The following is an 18,684-nucleotide window of genomic DNA, read 5'->3' on the forward strand; positions in this document are numbered from 1 at the left end:
ATCGGCTCAGTGAACAGGCGGGCATGCGCACCGTTCATCGACTTCGCGCTATCGCTACCAAACAAAGCGTTACGCACCTGCCGTATACCATTTACCCTATTAAAGGTGGGTATCTTTCGCGCTATCCAGTGGAAGGTTCTTAAAGAGGGTCATTAAGGGCGTTGTAGGGTCACCGCATAAGAGAGCTGCGCTTATATGCCTTCAAAAACTCATAGTTAATAGTGACGTTTTACGGAAAATTTTTGGATGTGCGCTAAACTTAATCCGTAAGTTAGCATTCCAGGCCTAACCATTCATTGCCTACTTTTGAGACCGCTGAGTGAAGAGTTTACGTTCAGAGATCGCCGCGATCACCTTATTTTCCATTACGCTCGTGAGCACGTTAATCCTATGGTTTTCGGTAAACGTTTATGAGGAGCTGTATCAGGAATTTGTTGCCGAAGAATTAGAGTCGCTATCGGAAAATTTAGCGAACGACTTACTGCCGTTTATCGGTGAGCAGTCTGATACCTTTTCAATCGCCCGCACTATGCTCAGAATGGATCAGTATGAGCATATTGAATATGCCAAAGTATTCAATAACCAAGGCGACTTGCTCAGCGCTTATCATAGCCCCCAAATAATGCAATCGGGTACCCTATATCGCCATCGGGAGCTGACCAACGAGCTATTACTAAAATTACCTTTTGGGCTCGATATTGCGCCCGATTGTATAATTGTAGTAAAGCGCATTGGCGACCCACAATACTCGCAGGGCCGGTTGATTATTTCATACGACTTATCTCAGGCCCTTAGTAGCAGTCAGGCCAAGCTAATCAGCTCAGTATTACCCTTCGCCGGCTTATTAGTTCTGGTGGCGGTTATCTTAGTACTAGAACTACAACGCCGCTCGTTATCCCCGCTACACCAACTTATACATAAAATGCGCCGGATTGAAGATACCAAAGACTACGACGTAGCTGTGGAGGAAACCGGTAAAAAAGAGATTGCCGAACTTACCCGCGGCTTCAACAGCATGATGTCTGATATTAACCGCCAGGTGGAAGCGAACCGCCAAAAAAATGCATTGCTGTTGCGGCAACAGGAACAAATGGAGCAGTTAGCCAATTTTGATAGCCTGACCGGTTTACCTAACCGCCAGTTTCTGATGACCAGCCTGTCCATTGAGTTAGCGCGGGCGAAACGGGACAATCGGGAATTGGCCCTGATGTTTTTGGACCTGGATGGGTTTAAATTAGTAAATGATTCTTTTGGCCACGACGTTGGCGACAAGCTTTTATGCAGAGCTGCCGATATCGCTAGTGAGTGCTTACGTAAAGGCGACATTCTGGGCCGTTTGGGGGGCGATGAATTTATTATTATGCTTAGCAATAATCCGCTTATTACCCAACTGAAAGAGGTTGCCCAGCGGTTAATCGACAACCTTTCAAGGCCCCACCATGTGGATGAATGGAAAATATATACGGGGGTTAGTATCGGTATTTCGCTGGCCACCGAGTGCGATTATCAGGCCTCAGATATGGTCACCAATGCCGATATTGCCATGTACCGTTCAAAGCGAAATGGTCGCGGGCAATTTACTCTGTTTACTCAGGAAATGCAGGATGACAACCGTCGAATGGTTAGAATTGCCACCAATATTGCTTACGCAGTGGAGTCGGACGAGCTATCGCTGCATTATCAGCCAAAAGTGAACTGTCACGGCGTGGTACAGGGTTTTGAAGCCCTGATCCGCTGGTCCAGTAAAGAACTGGGATTTGTACCGCCCAACGAGTTTATTCCTATTGCTGAACAAAGTGACAAAATTTCTATGATCACGCGCTGGGTGATGACGCAAGTTTGCCGTGACTTGCCTGCCTTGCTAGCGGCGTATGGCGATGCTATCCGGGTTTCTCTCAATCTTTCTGCTCATGATTTAAAGAATCCGAAGGTAACTGAATTTATCGTAGAGAAAATGCAATCGCTACCGATTGCGCCATCTACGGTAGAATTTGAAATCACAGAGTCTGCTTATTTAGAAAGCTTTCACGCCGGTAATGTGTTTTTTGAAACTTTGCGGGGATTTGGCTGTAAAATTGCTCTGGATGACTTTGGCACTGGGTATTCATCGTTAAGCTATTTGACCGAATTCAATATTGATACTTTGAAAATTGACCGGCAGTTTACCAGCCAGATTGGCGCGTCGAAGCGTTCCGGCCTTATTACAAATACCATTATTGAAATGGCTCGCCACCTGAAGCTGACAGTCTGCGCGGAGGGCGTGGAAACCCATGAACAGGCCCAGTTTTTAATCCACCACAAATGTGACTTATTACAAGGTTATCTGTATGGCCGGCCTGAGCCTCTATCGACTGTGGTAGCGAATGCGGCAAAAGGGGATTGCCAACGGTTAAATATCGTTTCTAGCTAAACCCCTTCATTTATTTCGCTAAAGCCCTGTACCCTCGCGCAACTTCGGTGAAAACCTGATTAACCTTATGCGGCGGTGAGCGAAGGCTGATTACAGCTACCCCCTAGTGATATGTGACTCGCTTTTGCAGCGCCGCAAACATAGCTTAGTGCCGCAGTTATAGCTAGCACCCTGGCCTGTAACTTTGCGTCTTTTATACTCTATTGTTGCAGGTGGCCGGCAGGTAGCCAGAAACCTGCTTACGCGCTTTAGGCGGCAGCATCAACACTAGCTTAAACTATAACAGTCCGGCTTTGTCGTAAGGCCAATAAACCCAGACAGTAGTACATCATATAACCTGTATCAGGGAAACGACGGCGTGGGTAGCGACACTAAGAGCAATGGCGCCATAAATATTTATATGACCTGTCTTCAATGCGATTAGCCGGCTTTGTACAATACCGTTAGCTCAGCCGGTAACGGCGTATTGGCCGGAACATAACCCACGCTGCCTTCATTGTTAAGCAAGTAACGAATCATTGCATTTACCGAATCGACTTCTACCGGGGGCTTTTCTCTGCCGCTAAAACGCATCTGAGCCCAATATGACTGCACTCTTGATTCAGTAAGCCCTACAATCCGGGTATTGAAAATTAAACGCTCGCGCGTGCCCGGCGTTAGCGCAACAGGGTGCAACGCAAGCTGGCTTACTCCCCCCATAAAAAGATTACGTATCTCACTTTTTTCCAATGCGGGTGGCGCTGCGCCGACATTCGCGACTACCATTATCTGGGAATCAGCAAGACTGCCGGTTGAATAAATAGCACTGATTAGCAGAGCGCCCAGTGTTCTGCGCCAGCCTGTGGGCAGCAGTTTGATTAAAATACCCATTCTACCCCCATTTGCAATAAATTAGCCTGCCGGTCAAAACCTGGCTGAATATGGGTGAAGTAAGATGCCTTGTTCGCGTCGCCCCGTAAATGTGACCATTCCAGTTTAACCGCCACATTGGGCCGTGCATCCCACCGCACACCGACAGTATATGTGGAGAGGTCATCTTGTGGTAAAGCGCCGATAACCTGGTCAAAGACCAACGCCAGTTGGTCCAGTTGAGCAGATAGCCCGATAGGAATTTCGTTTTCAATCGTCTTGCGCGTATTTCGTGAATTAGCATAAGTCAGATGCAACTGAACATCCCCAAAATAGCGTCCCACCATGACATAATAATTGGTGGAAGTGGATAATACTTCCAGCTTCGAGTTTATTTTCATCCACTCCGCCGCGCCAAACCAATCCAATGTTTCATAATTAGCGCCCATTAAATACAGGTCAACATCGCCTTTAAAATCGAGTACTTTGGCATTCCGGCTAAAGCCGGCCTGAAGCATAGCATCGCGTAAGGGGTCTATTTGTGCATTGTCGGTATCGCTATCAGGGGCGAACAATGAGGCAAAACGTAATTGCAACCGGCCATACATAACATCGACAATGCCGCCGTAAAGCCCTTCCACGTTAGCAGAGTACGAGGCATCAGAAGCATTGATGTCATCTTTATATTGGCCATAGTAGCCTTCAAGATTGATTCCCACCTGGCCCACTCGGGTCCGGTAGCGCGCACTCGCGCCTTCATAATGGGAGAACAAATAGCCACTATATAGTTGCTGGGGCGCAGATATCCATGGATATGCAAAACCAACATCAATAACATCAGAGTAGCGCAGTACCGGCGTACGGAGACGGCCCGCCTTAAATTGCCAATTTTCGTTGGGGCTGTAACGCATATAGAGCCATTCCACACCGCTATCGCGGTCAGCGGACGAATGCATTAATAACTGCCCGGATACAGATAAGCCCGGGGTGAGTGCAATATTGGTTTGTATCCCTATCAATGAGGCTTGAGAAGCACTTAACGCATCGTCATAGCCCTGATATTTTGCCCCATCAGTATCCAGATACCCGCCAATAAAACGGGCGAAACCTGAAATTTCTGCACTAGGCGCAAGCGCCGCCATCGCAAAACACGGCGTTAAGGTGCACAGGCCGATAAACAAGTAATGAATGAAAGCACGCAAAAATAAAGGGGTCACTGTTATCTTCAATATAAACATACCTGATAAAACACGATACCGAATAGCGCGACAAGCTGTGATAGCAAAAGGTTAACACCTATGGTTTAGCTATTTTCTTTGCCACAATTATTGTTGAATAAATACTATTTAGCCAGTTTATGTATGGTTTTTTAGAGCATGTATAAAACCTTACGGAGCGGCACATCTACCCTGCCCTGCGATTACGGGCAGCGGACGCTGACTATATAAATGAGTATAGTTGAGCCAAAGGGCTAAACAAAGGGTGGTGTTTTAGCATAGGTATAGATAAATTACTTTACCTTACTGGCAGATCACGCTACAAAGCCCCTCTTCAAGACACATAGAACACAAGGTAACCAAGGATGCTGTCGTTGAATAATCTTACCCTTGCCGCTCAGCAAACCTTAGCTAACGCCGGGTCAGCCATGACCAGCCCAGAGTTTCTTTTACAGCTGGGTATTATTGCTGCAATTTATGTGGTGGGTTTTATTGTAGCGGTACAGGTACGTAACAAAATTCCTTTTATGCATACCACGCCTGGTGAGGGCGCGCATTCGGTGCACTGGTTTGGGTATCGGCTGGGCGGCACCTTGTTCCCGTTATTTACCATAACGCTTCTTAAGCTGTCTTCTACTGTAAGCTCAGAATTTCAATTCGATCCTTGGTTGTTGGAAATCGCACTTATCCTGGCTGTGCTGCTGTTTCTGAATTCCTGCATACGCGCGTTTGTTCGCAGCCGTGCGGTAGCATTATTTTTACGCTGGGTCGGCCTGCCTATCGTATTTATGCATTTAATCGGCATTCTGCCGGTTGTAACCAAAGCGCTTGAGTCTATATCCCTGTCGGTAGGCAATGTCGAAGTATCTGCATATGGGGTGGCCCGGGTCCTGGTATTCGGCGCTTTGCTGTTCTGGCTAGGCCGGGCCTCCAATACCATGGGCAAAGATATCATTCGTAACCGGCACGACCTAGATATTACTACCAAGGAAGTCTTTGCCAAGTTATTCGAAGTTGCCCTGTTTTGTATAATTTTCCTGCTGTTGCTTAACATCATGGGTATAAACCTGACTGCGCTGGCGGTATTTGGTGGGGCGCTGGGTGTGGGGCTGGGTCTCGGTTTACAGTCTATCGCCTCTAATTTTATCTCCGGTATTATTATCCTTATCGACCGCTCCCTAACCGTCGGCGATTACGTAGAGCTGGAAGACGGCAGTAAAGGTTTTGTACGCGAGTTCAAAATGCGCTATGCCGTACTGGAAACCTACGATGGTAAAGATATCCTGGTACCTAACGAGAAGTTTATTAGCTCTTTGCTGATCAACTGGACTCACAAAGACCCCAAGCAACGTTACCGAATAGATTTTTCGGTGGCCTACCACACCGATATCCGCTCAATGGTAGAAATTATTAAAGAAGTCGTGGCCGAGCACCCCCAGGTATTATCCGGTAACACAGTGCCTATCGAAGAGCGCCCTGACTGTGAAATTGACAGCTTTGGCGACTCTGGTGTCAATATGTTTGTAGAGTTTTGGATGGACGGGGTGGATGACGGCAAAAACCGGGTTGGCGGTGACTTGTTACTGATTATATTCGAAACGTTGCGGGAGCATCATATTGATATCCCATTCCCACAACGTGAAGTACGCATCATCGAAAAATAGCGCCTAGGGAGTTTGTTGGAAATACCCTGCAGGTTCATCAGCCAGGCCTGCGTAAGCTTACTTACATTAGCTTGGTGGCGGCTGGCGAAAACACTGGCTCAGCCTGGAGTTAACGTAGCACCAGCCATAAGCAGGCCACAGAACGCGACCTGCGCCTCGCTATCCCACGCGGTGGTTCAGTTTGTCTGTTTATTCAAATAACCCTATAGAATACGCCCCCCGCTAGTTTACCTTCACGCTGCGCCGGTTGGCTTTTTTAACGCTACGTGTGTTAATTAGCTATACCGGTGGGGTTGGTTTTAAACGCTTTTGCGCTATGGCGACACCAGCGTGTATTGGTGGGGGAAGCGTATGATGGGTGGAGCACACCAGCGCGGGTGACAGCATGCTTTACGCCCTCCCAGGTCAAGCGTAAAGGCGTTAATAGCTGGCGCGGCGGGTTGCTTATCGAGGTGATTAGTCGCTTATTAAGATTATGAGGAAGAGCGCATTACCAATAATACACCCCAGCATTATTGTTTTGCTTGTTTTTTAAACTACCCGTAATGTGGGTTTGAGACCTGTTACCCGTATCATGCGTCAAATTGCATACACATCTTCCCATAAAATAGCCTTTTTAGGACTAACGCATTGCTGTGTGAACTAAACTTAATATTGGTAAACGTACCTAAAAACAATGACATAAAAATTATTTAACATTTTATTTACCAAAATCCACATTATGTTGACTTCAAAGCCGCTAAATCTCGTTTCCCTTAGTCAGCTATTTTGCTATCCTTTCGCGGCAAATTTCTCTGATGGTGAATTTTTCGCCATCAATTTATAAATAGAGTGAGACTAATGTCACTACTGTCCACAATGTCATCCGCCTTTATGAGCATTCTGCCTGCGCAGAATGCTGGTACGTGCGCGTATTGGTTGTGCCGTGGTTTTGGCATGACGATGTTTATTGCGTCGTTGAATCTTTTTTTAGTGCTATGTGGTTCATTAGCTGACTCTACCGATGTGGTATCTGCCATTATCGAAAATCCCTTCATTGGACCTGTCACCGTAGCTTTTTTGGGCTTACTGGTGGCCTACAGTTTGATGCGCGACTCTTTCACCAGCGCGTTACTCAACAGCTTGTTTACGAGTACACCGGCCCGCCGGGCGGGTGTTATCTTCAGTAAAACTGTAAGAACGCTCCAAATATTTGCCGCTAGCCAACGTGGTCAACTTACTCATGGCTCGCGCGCACCCCCTTTAAGCCACGGCTGATAATGCGCCCTGTTTGCTACCCATTCCTGGAGCGGGTATCAAGTTGGGCGCAGTATCGACGTGCTTAAAATGTTGGGATTACCTTGTGTTTTCCCTGAAATCTGAGCGTCGTTCCGCACGCTGGAACGGCAGGATAGTAAACCTCTGGGTTGTAGGAAAATTCCTTTGCTTATTCGTAACCTTAGTAAAATTGCTCTTACCGCCATCGCGTTGACACTAGCAGGTTGTAGTGGCGGGGTTCTCGATCCGAAAGGACAAGTTGGTGTAGAAGAAAAGTGGCTGATTATTATCTGTACACTGCTGATGCTCATCGTTGTCATTCCGGTTATCGTGATGACCCTCTATTTCGCCTGGAAATATCGCGCAAGTCGGGATTTTGAAGTCTATACGCCTAAATGGGCCCACTCAGTGAAGATTGAGTCAGCTGTCTGGTCTATTCCAGTCCTGATCATTATCGTGCTGGGTATCATCACGTGGAAGTCTACGCATGCGTTAGACCCTTACAAGCCTATTGAAGGCCGGGGTGAGCACATGACTGTAGAGGTCGTTTCACTAAACTGGAAATGGCTGTTCATATACCCTGAGCAGGGTATTGCTACAGTAAATGAACTTGTTTTCCCGGCTGATAAACCGGTGAAATTCAAGATCACATCTGAAAGCACCATGAACTCGTTCTTTATTCCACAATTAGGTAGCCAGATCTATTCAATGGCGGGAATGGAAACCAAACTTCACCTGATTGCAGATGAACCTGGTACTTACGATGGCTTTTCATCTAACTACAGCGGTGCAGGCTTTACCGGTATGCAGTTTGACGCTATCGCCACGCCAACCAAAGACGACTTTGATGCGTGGGTTGAAAAGGTTAAGCAGCAAGGTGGCGAGTTGGATCAAGCCCAGTATAAGGCATTGATTGAACCAACCGAATACCACCCGGTGACTTACTTTGCTGATGTAGAAGACAACCTGTTCAACACGATCATCATGAAATATATGAAAGATCACGGTGAAATGAGCTACTACAGCAAACCGAACAATGCAGTCGAGGGGCACCATGAAGGCGCGCAAAAAATGTCGCACCACTCAGGCGCTCATGACAGTGGGGCCGAGGAGTAATAATGTCTTTCTTAGGTAAATTAACAATTGAAGCGGTGCCGTACCATGAACCTATTATCATGGTTGCGTTATCGGTGGTGGCATTACTAGGCATAGCATTAGCTGTCTATTTAACCAAAGCCGATAAATGGGGCATGTTGTGGAACGACTGGATTACCTCCATCGACCATAAACGCCTTGGTATTATGTACATCATTCTTGCGCTGATAATGTTACTGCGCGGTTTTGCCGATGCAATTATGATGCGTACGCAATTAGCTATGGCCACGAATGGGGCCGAAGGTTATCTGCCACCAGAACATTACGACCAAATCTTCACGGCACACGGTGTCATTATGATCATCTTTATGGCAATGCCATTTATGATTGGTCTGATGAACATCATTTTGCCGTTACAGGTCGGTGCGCGTGATGTTGCCTTCCCATTCCTGAACAACCTGAGCTTCTGGTTGACCGCAGGCGGCGCCGTGCTGATTAATATCTCGCTAGGTTTAGGTGAGTTTGCGAAAACCGGTTGGGTAGCTTATCCGCCGTTATCAGGGCTTGAATACAGTCCGGGGGTGGGTGTTGATTATTACATCTGGGCCTTGCAGATATCCGGACTTGGTACGCTACTGACCGCAGTTAACTTCCTGGTTACTGTGTTTAAGATGCGTGCACCGGGTATGAAGCTAATGCAAATGCCAATCTTTACCTGGACTTGTACCTGGGCGAACATTCTTATTGCAGCATCGTTCCCGATTCTGACTGCGGTACTGGCGATGTTAACCCTGGACCGTTATATGGATTTCCACTTCTTCACTAACGAAGCTGGTGGTAATTCTATGATGTATATCAACCTGTTCTGGGCATGGGGTCACCCTGAAGTATACATTCTGGTTTTGCCTGCATTTGGTATTTTCTCTGAAATTATCTCTACCTTTACGGCAAAACGTTTGTTCGGCTATAAGTCGATGGTCTACGCCAGTGGGGCAATCGCGATTCTTGGCTTCATCGTATGGCTGCATCACTTCTTTACCATGGGCTCCAGCGCCAATGTAAATGCCTTCTTCGGCATTATGACGATGATTATCGCCGTCCCTACCGGGGTTAAGTTGTTTAACTGGATATTCACGATTTACCGTGGTCGTTTACGCATTACCGTGCCGGTATTGTGGACCCTTGGCTTTATCGTAACCTTTACTATCGGCGGTATGACCGGCGTATTGTTAGCGATCCCTGGTGCCGACTATGTATTGCATAATAGCTTGTTCCTGATTGCTCACTTCCATAACACGATTATCGGTGGTGCGGTATTTGGCTACCTGGCTGGTTTTGCTTACTGGTTCCCTAAAGCTGTTGGTTTCAAACTCGACGAGCGTTGGGGTAAAGCGTCGTTCTGGTGCTGGCAGATTGGTTTCTTATTAGCCTTTATGCCGTTATACGTATTGGGCTTCTTAGGCATGACTCGTCGCCTGAACCACACAGATAACCCAGACTGGAATATCTGGCTATATATTGCAGCATTCGGTGCTGTGGTTATTGCCTTTGGTATCCTGTTCCAGGTTATTCAACTGGTCGTTAGCTTTATTAACCGTGAAGCGTTAGACGATACTACGGGCGATCCGTGGAATGGTCATACACTGGAGTGGTCGACTGCGTCTCCACCTCAGTTCTACAACTTCGCTAAAATCCCTCACGTAAACGATATCGATACGTGGACGGATATGAAAGAAAAAGGCGAGGCGTATCAGCGTCATGAAGATTATGAGCCGATTCATATGCCGAAGAATACGCCTGCTGGTATCCAAATCAGTGCCAGTTTGACGGTATTCTGTTTTGCCATGATCTGGCATATCTGGTGGTTAGCGCCAATAGGTTTGATAGGTGCCATCGGTTTCTTCATTAAACGCTGTTATACCAGCGACGTGGACTACTATGTCCAACCTGATGAAATCAAACGAATTGAACATGAGCACCTGAAAAATGCGCCAAAAGAGGTAACAGCATGAGTTCCGTTCCATCAAGCTTAAATCCTAACGATGCAGGAGGTCATGGCGACAGCCATGACCACGAACATCACGATACTGGCGGTAATACGGTATTTGGCTTTTGGCTATACCTGATGACTGACTGTTTATTGTTTGCATCGTTTTTTGCTACTTACGCGGTGTTATACATGAACACTGCCGGTGGTGTGTCTGGCAAGGACATCTTTGAGCTGGACTTTGTTGCTGTGGAAACAGCAGCACTACTGTTGAGCAGTATCACGTTTGGTTTTGCGATGATTGCTGCGCACGCCCAAAAGAAAGCGTTAACTCTAACCTGGTTAGGGGTGACGTTTGCATTTGGTGCGGTATTTATTGGCATGGAAATCTATGAGTTCCATCACCTGATTGTTAACGGCAATGGCCCGCAGGAAAGCGCCTTTTTAACAGCGTTTTTCTCGTTGGTTGGCTTGCATGGTGCCCACGTTACCGCTGGCTTAATTTGGATGACGATTATGATCATCGAAGTTGCCCGTCGCGGTTTGGGTAGTCACACAGTGACGCGTTTGAGCTGTTTGAGCCTGTTCTGGCACTTCCTGGACATCGTCTGGATTTGTGTATTTACCGTTGTCTATCTGATTGGAGCAATGTAATGAGCAAGAGTCATTCTCATTCTGCAACACCAGGGCGCGCTGAGGAGCAAGCAGCGGATCACGGTGATGCGAAGTCGTATGTCATTGGTTTTGTGTTGTCGGTTATTTTGACAGCGATTCCATTTTGGGCAGTGATGGAAGGTGATTTTTCGAAATCTACCACCCTATGGACCGTCGTTGTTGCGGCGATAGTCCAGTTGTGGGTTCACCTGAAGTTCTTCCTGCACTTAAACTTTGTTACTGAAGACGGGCGTGCCAGCACGTTCTCGTTTCTATTCAGTGCCTTAGTTATTGTTATGGTCGTAGGTTTATCTGTGTGGATTATCTACGAGTCCAACGCGATGATGATGTACTAGCCTCACGGCTGGTACATTGCACGCTATTTAAGCCGTTAGCTGGAGAAACTGATTAGATGTTCCGACGTTATTTGCAGGTAACCAAACCCGGTATCATCATGGGTAACCTGATTTCCGTGGCCGGAGGCTTTTTGCTTGCCTCCCGTGGCGATATTGATGGGTTATTGATGGTGGCGACCCTGGTAGGTTTGTCGTTGGTAGTGGCCTCAGGCTGTGCGATTAATAACTGTATTGATCGTGACATTGATGCCCGTATGCAACGCACTAAAACCCGGGTGACGGTTACCGGTGAAATGTCTGTTAAAGCTGCCTTTGCTCATGGCATTGTGTTAGGCGTAGCCGGTTTTACATTACTGGCTGTTTACACGAATGCAGTGGCAGTGTTTTTTGCTGTCCTGGGCTATGTAGTTTATGTAGGCGTTTACAGCTTATATATGAAACGGAATTCAGTTTACGGTACGTTAGTGGGAAGCCTGTCAGGGGCTGTTCCACCCGTAGTAGGTTACTGCGCGGTAACCGCGCAGTTTGACGCAGGCGCAGCTATTTTGCTGCTCATGTTCAGCCTATGGCAAATGCCCCACTCTTACGCTATTGCTATTTTTCGATACAAAGACTACGAAGCAGCCAATATTCCGGTGTTGCCCGTAGCCCAGGGTATCGAAAAAGCCAAGCTGCATATAGTGCTATATATAGCAGTATATGCGCTGGTCACTATGCTGTTGCCATTAAGTGGCTACACCGGTATCGGTTTTATGGCTGTGGCAGCCACCACCAGTATATGGTGGTTGGTTATGGCGCTGCGTGGGTATCGTAGTGATGTTGATGTAACAGGATGGGCCCGTCAGGTATTTGGCTTCTCCATTTTGAATATCACTATTTTAAGCATTGCTATGGCGGTTGATTATCATGCCGTTGCGCCGCAATTATTCGTGTTTAAATAGCGCCTTTACGTATAGATAAGAAAAGCCGCTTACTAACAAGCGGCTTTTTTATTGCCGGTTACCCAACATACCGGGGGCGGCTTTAACGGTGTTGCCACAGGCTACCGGAATTATCTGCCAAGACTCGGAAAACTGGCCACCGGGTAGCACAAAAGCAGCGTATCCTGCCCCGCCGTCCGGCTTCCCCATACGGCTCGCGGCCCTTTTTGCGATATTCATTATTTTATCCAACAGTGGCTTATACGGGGATGATAGCGGAGCTGCCTACTGGGCCCTTTACATTGCTTATTGTCCTGTCCTGTCCTTCCCTTCCCTGCCCTTCCCAGGTGCTTATAACTAAAGCGCTATATTGGTTTTGGCAGAGATAAAAATTATTTATCAACACTGTGATCCAACGGTCAGAATATAGTCAGGTTTTTTTACACTATATAGTTAGTGGTAACCATTAATATGACACTTATTTATATTAATCATGTACTTAACTATATGGCACCATAACTGCTTAAAGTATCAGGTAGCTTACCTGCGTCGTTTACCTTGAAAATGGAATATTTTATGAAAACCACATCAATGATAAAATCAATAGCACTCACTGTAGGCCTGATGGCCTCTTATTCAAGCCATGCCGGATTCATGCAGTATACGGTAGATGAATCTGCTGCATACCCAAGTGGCGGTACTCTTGAGTCAGATAAAATCAACGGCGGTTATGTTGAAACCTTGGTATTTGACGGCGCAGGAAACTTTACCGCTAATGCAGTTGCAACCTTTGGTTTGTTCTACGACGAGGGATTAGTAGTTCGCGGTAGCGGATTGAACCAAGCGTACTCTTTGTACGCCACCTTTACGTCAACTGCTACTGTTACACCCAAAGCGGATGGTTTTAACTTCACCGGTACTGAAGGGGAGTTTAAAGTTTTCCTTGATAGAAATGTGGATACAACGATTGATAGCGTGAACACATTAAACTTGCTGAATACTGCTGATGACTTTTTCCTTGGCTCATCATCTACGCTTGGTAAAAACCTTGGATCTTATACCGTAGTCGGTGGCGTTGAAACAACGTCATTTAACTTCGACTTCTTAGACTTTTCACTTACCTCTGATGGTGAAGACTTCTTCGTAGCTCCTCGTCCATTTGCAACAGCTATTAATATAAATGGCGACTTCGATGCCTTTAACCCATCTGGTTCACAGGTTACTACTGGTGATGTCAGCGCGCAGTTTTACGATGTTCCAGAGCCTTCTACCCTGGCAGTATTAGCTCTTGGCCTGTTGGGTCTTGGTGCTGCTCGCCGTAAAGCGAAGTAATAAATATCGGCAATCCTACGGTTGCCGTACTATTTATTGCCCGAGGTAAGCATCCTCTATAGAAATTTTATAATACAAAAAAAGACCGGCCCTATGACCGGTCTTTTTTGTAGCTGGTATATTCCCATCTATATCTTGCTTAACTGTCTTGTACTACCTGGTATTTCTTAATTTCACTTTGTAATACAATACCTTCGGCTTGTGATCCGAACCTCACAAAGTGATCGGCCGCAAAGTGCGCGTCTAAATCAGCTTCAGATTCCCACAGCTCCGTAACCACTATTTCAATATTGTCTTCCATCTCACGTTGCGCCAATTCATAACGCTCGCATCCGGTTTCCTGGCGTGAATGAAACTGTAGTGTCTTTAATGCGCTCACCAGGTGCTCCTGATTTTCAGGGGTGCAATGCAAAGTAGCAATAACCGCTAGCATAAATTCTCTCCGTTTTAAGTGACAATAGCTGTACTTTTTACGCGCGTAAGATAATTCCGATTTACCCGATATCGATTATTCGAAGTGTTTACACTTATTATATAGGGGTTGTGTATTGGGATAACCATGCGAGAGCCGCCTCAATAGCGCTTCACGCCTTCATGAACAGGTATTGCTATGGCGTACCAACGAGCTTATTGAAACTTCCTGCAACGACTCATATCCATAGCCGACTACCCGTTTAATGTTTCCAGATAATAATTTGCCATCAACGGTAGGTTGGCACTGCCGATTGATTGCGCTTTAGCCCCGATATTACCCCCTACCACCGATAACGTATTTAAACCTCGCCAATCCAGGCTATCTAATGCGCGTGACACTTTGTTGATAAGTTGCGTTTTAACTGGACCGGGCACTGTACCGTCAATCACTACGCCCTGCACATCTAGTACCGCCTGACAGGTTACAATCGCCTTAGCAAGCCCTTCGCTAGCGGTATTCAGCCATTGCTCTAACGGCTCGCCAAAATCCTCCCACGAGGTAGTATCTAAAAACATTGTGCTTCGTTTGTTCTCGGGCAGTGATTGTTCCAGCAAGTAGAGCGATGCATGATTAATAAGCTGGCCGGTTGCTGTATTGCGGTTACTAAACAGCGGGAGAGACCCTACCGCCCCTGCATTGCCTTGATAGCCGGTAAAAAGCTGGTCGTTAAGCACGATACCGCCGCCCACAAACGTGCCCACGAAAAAGTATAAGAAATGCGAAAAATGCGCAGGATTACCGAACGTAAGCTCGGCCGAGCACGCTGCGGTATCGTCATTACATAAGAACACCGGCAGTCCCACCAACTGCTCGATATGACGCGAAAAGTCAAAAGATTGCCAGCGTTCGAGTTCCGCCGCCGGGGCCCCGGCCTCTTCCACCCAATTCCACATTTCAAAAGGCATGGCTACACCCAGCCCGGCTATACACTGGCGCTGAGATTCACTTAAACCAATGGTTAAGGCAGGTAACCCCCGCTTCAAAAATGTCATTAAGGCATCTACGGTGGGGTAGGCAAAACGTTCATTCAAGGTGGCCTGCACCGCCCCGCAGAAGTCTACCAGGGTTAAATCGAAGCTACGACGTCCAACCTTCAGCCCAATCCCATAGGCGCCTTGAGGATTGAGCTCAAAGGGAACAATAGGCTGCCCTACTCTGCCCCGCTGTGGGGCCTGTCGGCGTACCAGTTGCGAAGCTTCCAGGCGATTCATGATTATCGTGGCTGATTGTGCCGACAGGCCAGTTTGTTTCGCTATTGCCGCCTTCGGCAAGGCATGCTCCCGGCGAATAAGCGTTAAAATGCGTCGTTCATTAAAATTACGAATACCCAAGTGGCCTTTATTCACTTCAACAGATTGCGGTTCGCTCGCTGACATTGCTACGCAGCCTTTCACTTTTTTCTAACACAACTGCCAGCTATCTTCGCACGCAAGTTATTGCCTCGCCACTATTTTTCCGCGACGGCCGGGGAGCCCCCGCTCAGCTTCGCAAAATAGATAAATAAACGAAGTTGATTTATTAAATAAAGTCGTTGATACTGTGCCCATTACGTTAACCAATAATTAACGAAACAGGTTAAAACTATGAAAAAATCTGCATCGCTTATCCCTCGCGATAAACTGTTTCAATTTACCCTACTGGTGTTGTGTTTTGCTGCCTGGGGTACGGCAGCTAACATGACAGACCCTTTAGTAAAGGTGTTTAGTAAGACATTTAACATGTCAGCGTTACAGTCTGCACTGGTGCAATTCGCTTATTACGGGGCGTATTTTTGTCTGGCTATCCCAGCTGCGCTTATCAACAAGCGTTTTTCTTTTAAGACTGGAATGTTAACAGGGTTAGGGTGTGCCGCCATCGGCGCTTTTCTGTTTTATCCTGCCAGCCAGGCAATGACGTATGGTTACTTTCTGGCTGCATTATTCATATTAGCGGGCGGGTTATCTATTTTGGAAACCTCAGCTAATCCGTATGTAATGAAGCTGGGGTGTGAGAAAACTGCCACACGCCGGCTTAATCTGGCTCAGGCATTTAACCCGGTAGGCACAAATTTAGGGGTGTTTCTGGCTGCAACATTAATTTTGCCTAATCTGAATCAAGCCGATTCCACCGCGCGTACGGCGATGAGCGCCGCAGAACAAAAAAGTATCGTGAGTGCAGAGCTTACGGCAGTAATGACGCCTTATGTAGGTATGGCTTGTGTTTTAGTATTAATTTGGTTGGCTATTGCCTTTACCCGCTCACCCACTGCCGATGCAAAAACCTCGTCCGGTAACCCCGTAGACTTCAAAGCCAGCGTGGGTCGCTTGTTTCGCAATAAGCATTACCGTTATGGTGTGCTGGCTCAGTTTTTCAATGTGGGGGCGCAAACCTGTGTGTGGACGTTTACTATTCAATACGTCATGGAAGCATTAAATGCTGATGAGGTTACCGGCGGCCAGGTGTTACAGTATTCTATGATTTTGTTCCTGCTTTCCCGGTTTGTTATGACCTGGCTGATGAGTAAAGTGCGTCCTGCACGTCTGCTTAGTATAATGAGCACAGTTGCTATACTACTATGTATTGTCATGATGGCTTCCCACAATATTACCGGTGTGATTGCATTGGTCATGATTTCAGGTTGTTTGTCGTTAATGTTCCCTACTATCTACGCCCTATCATTAGGCGGGCTGGGGGACGATGCTAAATTTGGTGCTGCCGGATTGGTGATGGCTATTTTAGGCGGGGCAATTATGCCCCTGTTCCAAGCTGCCCTAATTGATACCGTGAGTACTGCTTTTTCGTTTGTCGTACCCGCAATATGTTTTGCGCTAATTACTGCATACAGTATTTTTGATGCAAAAAAGCGTGCTGAAGCTGCGGTGACGTCCACCATCGCTTTTGCAAAATAGTTAAATTTTTGAGGTGTTTATGAATGTGTTTTCATTAGGTGAAGTATTGGTTGATATGCTGGGCAAACAGCAGTCTACGCCTGATGGGCAGGCAAATAAGGTATTTCAGCCTTTTGCTGGCGGTGCGCCTGCCAATGTTGCGGTAGCCGTTGCCAAACTGGGCGGCACCAGTTCGCTGGTGTCGAAAGTAGGCGAGGACAGCTTTGGTACCTTCTTACTAAAAACATTGCAGCATTACAAAGTGGATACCCAATATGTTGGCACGTCTAAAGGCAAAACTGCCCTAGCCTTTGTCGATTTGGATGAATACGGGGAGCGAACCTTTGATTTTTACGTGGAAAATGCTGCACAAAAGGACATTCAGGTAGCCGATACCCAAGCCGTTGCGTTGGATAGTAAAAGTATTGTGCATATGTGCTCAGGCTCGTTTTCTACACCCCAGCTTGCAGATAGTGCCCAGGCATTGATTGATAATGCCCGTAATAACACGGCACTGCTGTGTATGGATATTAACTATCGCCCGGGTTTCTGGCAAAACCTGGAAGGCGTGAGCCAGCAAATTGCTGATGCCGCTAGTCATATGGATATTATAAAAGCCAGCCGCGAAGAACTGATTGAACTTTACGGTGAAAACAATACGCAGGCTGTTATTGAACAATGGCTGAAAGACGGCGTCTCGTTAGTATTAGTTACCAATGGCGGCGATCCTGTCGCGTATTACACTGCTCAATTTGATGGCACGTTTGCGGTGCCTGGCACTCAGGTAGTAGATACCACTGGGGCGGGCGATTCCTTTATTGGTGGTATCTTGTACCAGGTAGGTATAAGCATCGACAACGCGGCGGCCTTTAAAGACTGGGTGGGTAACTTCGAAAATGTTACCCGCACGCTGGACTTCGCTACCCGTTGCGGGGCGATTACCGTATCTCGTTTTGGCGCTTTTGATGCGCTTCCATACAGTGAAGACGTTCCCGCGGTCGTAGCTGCGGCGGGCTAACGTGAGCGTAAAAGGGTCTGTATTACAGGCCCTTTTGTTAAGTTTTCATATCGCGCCCTGATTTAGTGCAGCTGCGCCCTCCTGGGTGACGGCATACCCTTTCTGTGGTTGAGTCTCGTTTCTCCCCTCGCCTTTTTTTGTATCTTCATCTTCTGGCTTAAAGCAGCCACCTCCTGTTAGCTACTATAAAATTCTTACTTCAAAAACAAATTCTTAGTATTTTTCCGTGGTCACCAGTCAGTTGGCTGAATAGCTTATTGGTCGGCGGGCTTCGCCACTATCGAGGTAGCGGTTACACATAGTCTGCACGGTCTTTGCATAGGCTTTAGTGCGGTATCGAATGAGAACCGATAATGATTTATCCCGTTAGCGCTATCCCGCTTTATGACTGGGTTCGCAAAATACTGGTTCCACTGTTAGCCCGGTTCGGGTCATCTGCCCCCACCACGGCAGCAAGCCACCAGATCGGGGCGCAGTTCAGCCGTAACCGCGTGTGTCGCGGAGGTTACAAGAGGTCGCGTTGGAAGAGTAATCATACGGCCGGTCTATCTATAAATTGCTATGCCAGCGTATTACGCATGAA

16 protein-coding genes are annotated in these 18,684 nt (G+C 47.0%); 11 read left to right on the forward strand and 5 right to left on the reverse strand.

Annotated features, from left to right (window positions below; genetic code table 11):
- Positions 1-319 precede the first annotated feature (319 nt).
- Positions 320-2,410: an EAL domain-containing protein gene (locus D0Y50_RS15680; protein WP_232366284.1), complete on the forward strand. Its 2,091-nt coding sequence runs from the start codon at positions 320-322 to the stop codon at positions 2,408-2,410.
- A gap of 420 nt (positions 2,411-2,830) precedes the next feature.
- Here D0Y50_RS15680 and D0Y50_RS15685 read toward each other — a convergent pair whose 3' ends face one another.
- A complete protein-coding gene (locus D0Y50_RS15685) occupies positions 2,831-3,280 on the reverse strand; it encodes a hypothetical protein (RefSeq protein ID WP_232366285.1) in 450 nt (149 codons plus the stop codon).
- Complete coding sequence (locus tag D0Y50_RS15690; protein WP_117317873.1) at positions 3,268-4,476, reverse strand: TonB-dependent receptor; 1,209 nt, start codon at positions 4,474-4,476, stop codon at positions 3,268-3,270. The genes D0Y50_RS15685 and D0Y50_RS15690 overlap by 13 nt, the downstream gene beginning before the upstream one ends.
- A 428-nt stretch (positions 4,477-4,904) precedes the next feature.
- On the opposite strand from D0Y50_RS15690, the gene D0Y50_RS15695 reads away from it, so the two are divergent.
- The 7 genes from D0Y50_RS15695 (at position 4,905) to cyoE (ending at position 12,430) form a co-directional block, all read left to right on the forward strand.
- Entirely contained in the window at positions 4,905-6,140 is a 1,236-nt protein-coding gene (locus D0Y50_RS15695) for a mechanosensitive ion channel family protein (RefSeq protein WP_117318812.1), read from the forward strand.
- A gap of 840 nt (positions 6,141-6,980) precedes the next feature.
- Positions 6,981-7,397, forward strand: coding sequence for a hypothetical protein (locus D0Y50_RS15700; protein ID WP_147318257.1), 417 nt, complete (start codon positions 6,981-6,983; stop codon positions 7,395-7,397).
- Positions 7,398-7,562: 165 nt separating this feature from the next.
- The gene (cyoA, locus tag D0Y50_RS15705) at positions 7,563-8,513 is read left to right on the forward strand and encodes a ubiquinol oxidase subunit II (RefSeq protein ID WP_108567322.1); all 951 of its coding nucleotides are present in this window, start codon (positions 7,563-7,565) and stop codon (positions 8,511-8,513) included.
- A gap of 2 nt (positions 8,514-8,515) precedes the next feature.
- On the forward strand, positions 8,516-10,504 hold the full coding sequence (gene cyoB, locus D0Y50_RS15710) for a cytochrome o ubiquinol oxidase subunit I (RefSeq protein WP_108567321.1): 1,989 nt from the start codon (positions 8,516-8,518) through the stop codon (positions 10,502-10,504).
- Positions 10,501-11,133 (forward strand): cytochrome o ubiquinol oxidase subunit III, encoded by a 633-nt coding sequence (cyoC, locus tag D0Y50_RS15715; protein WP_108567320.1) that lies wholly within the window; start codon positions 10,501-10,503, stop codon positions 11,131-11,133. Before cyoB ends, cyoC begins: the two co-directional genes overlap by 4 nt.
- Complete coding sequence (gene cyoD, locus D0Y50_RS15720; protein WP_108567319.1) at positions 11,133-11,489, forward strand: cytochrome o ubiquinol oxidase subunit IV; 357 nt, start codon at positions 11,133-11,135, stop codon at positions 11,487-11,489. The genes cyoC and cyoD overlap by 1 nt, the downstream gene beginning before the upstream one ends.
- Before the next feature lie 56 nt (positions 11,490-11,545).
- A complete protein-coding gene (gene cyoE, locus D0Y50_RS15725; protein WP_108567318.1) occupies positions 11,546-12,430 on the forward strand; it encodes a heme o synthase in 885 nt (294 codons plus the stop codon).
- Between the two features lie 48 nt (positions 12,431-12,478).
- Here the strand turns inward: cyoE and D0Y50_RS19595 are convergent, their stop codons facing one another.
- Positions 12,479-12,649: a hypothetical protein gene (locus tag D0Y50_RS19595; protein ID WP_170145531.1), complete on the reverse strand. Its 171-nt coding sequence runs from the start codon at positions 12,647-12,649 to the stop codon at positions 12,479-12,481.
- 336 nt (positions 12,650-12,985) lie between these two features.
- Between D0Y50_RS19595 and pepA the strand changes: the two genes are divergently transcribed.
- Positions 12,986-13,741: a flocculation-associated PEP-CTERM protein PepA gene (gene pepA, locus D0Y50_RS15730; protein WP_117318814.1), complete on the forward strand. Its 756-nt coding sequence runs from the start codon at positions 12,986-12,988 to the stop codon at positions 13,739-13,741.
- Between the two features lie 139 nt (positions 13,742-13,880).
- Here pepA and D0Y50_RS15735 read toward each other — a convergent pair whose 3' ends face one another.
- Positions 13,881-14,174, reverse strand: a complete 294-nt coding sequence (locus tag D0Y50_RS15735) for a putative quinol monooxygenase (protein WP_108567317.1) — start codon at positions 14,172-14,174, stop codon at positions 13,881-13,883.
- A gap of 233 nt (positions 14,175-14,407) precedes the next feature.
- A complete protein-coding gene (locus D0Y50_RS15740) occupies positions 14,408-15,592 on the reverse strand; it encodes an ROK family transcriptional regulator (protein WP_117317877.1) in 1,185 nt (394 codons plus the stop codon).
- Between the two features lie 207 nt (positions 15,593-15,799).
- On the opposite strand from D0Y50_RS15740, the gene fucP reads away from it, so the two are divergent.
- Entirely contained in the window at positions 15,800-17,104 is a 1,305-nt protein-coding gene (fucP, locus tag D0Y50_RS15745) for an L-fucose:H+ symporter permease (RefSeq protein WP_117317879.1), read from the forward strand.
- Between the two features lie 19 nt (positions 17,105-17,123).
- On the forward strand, positions 17,124-18,101 hold the full coding sequence (locus D0Y50_RS15750; RefSeq protein WP_117317881.1) for a carbohydrate kinase family protein: 978 nt from the start codon (positions 17,124-17,126) through the stop codon (positions 18,099-18,101).
- Positions 18,102-18,684: the final 583 nt, after the last annotated feature.

This window comes from Salinimonas sediminis, assembly GCF_003429285.1.
Taxonomy (GTDB): Bacteria; Pseudomonadota; Gammaproteobacteria; order Enterobacterales; family Alteromonadaceae; genus Alteromonas; species Alteromonas indica.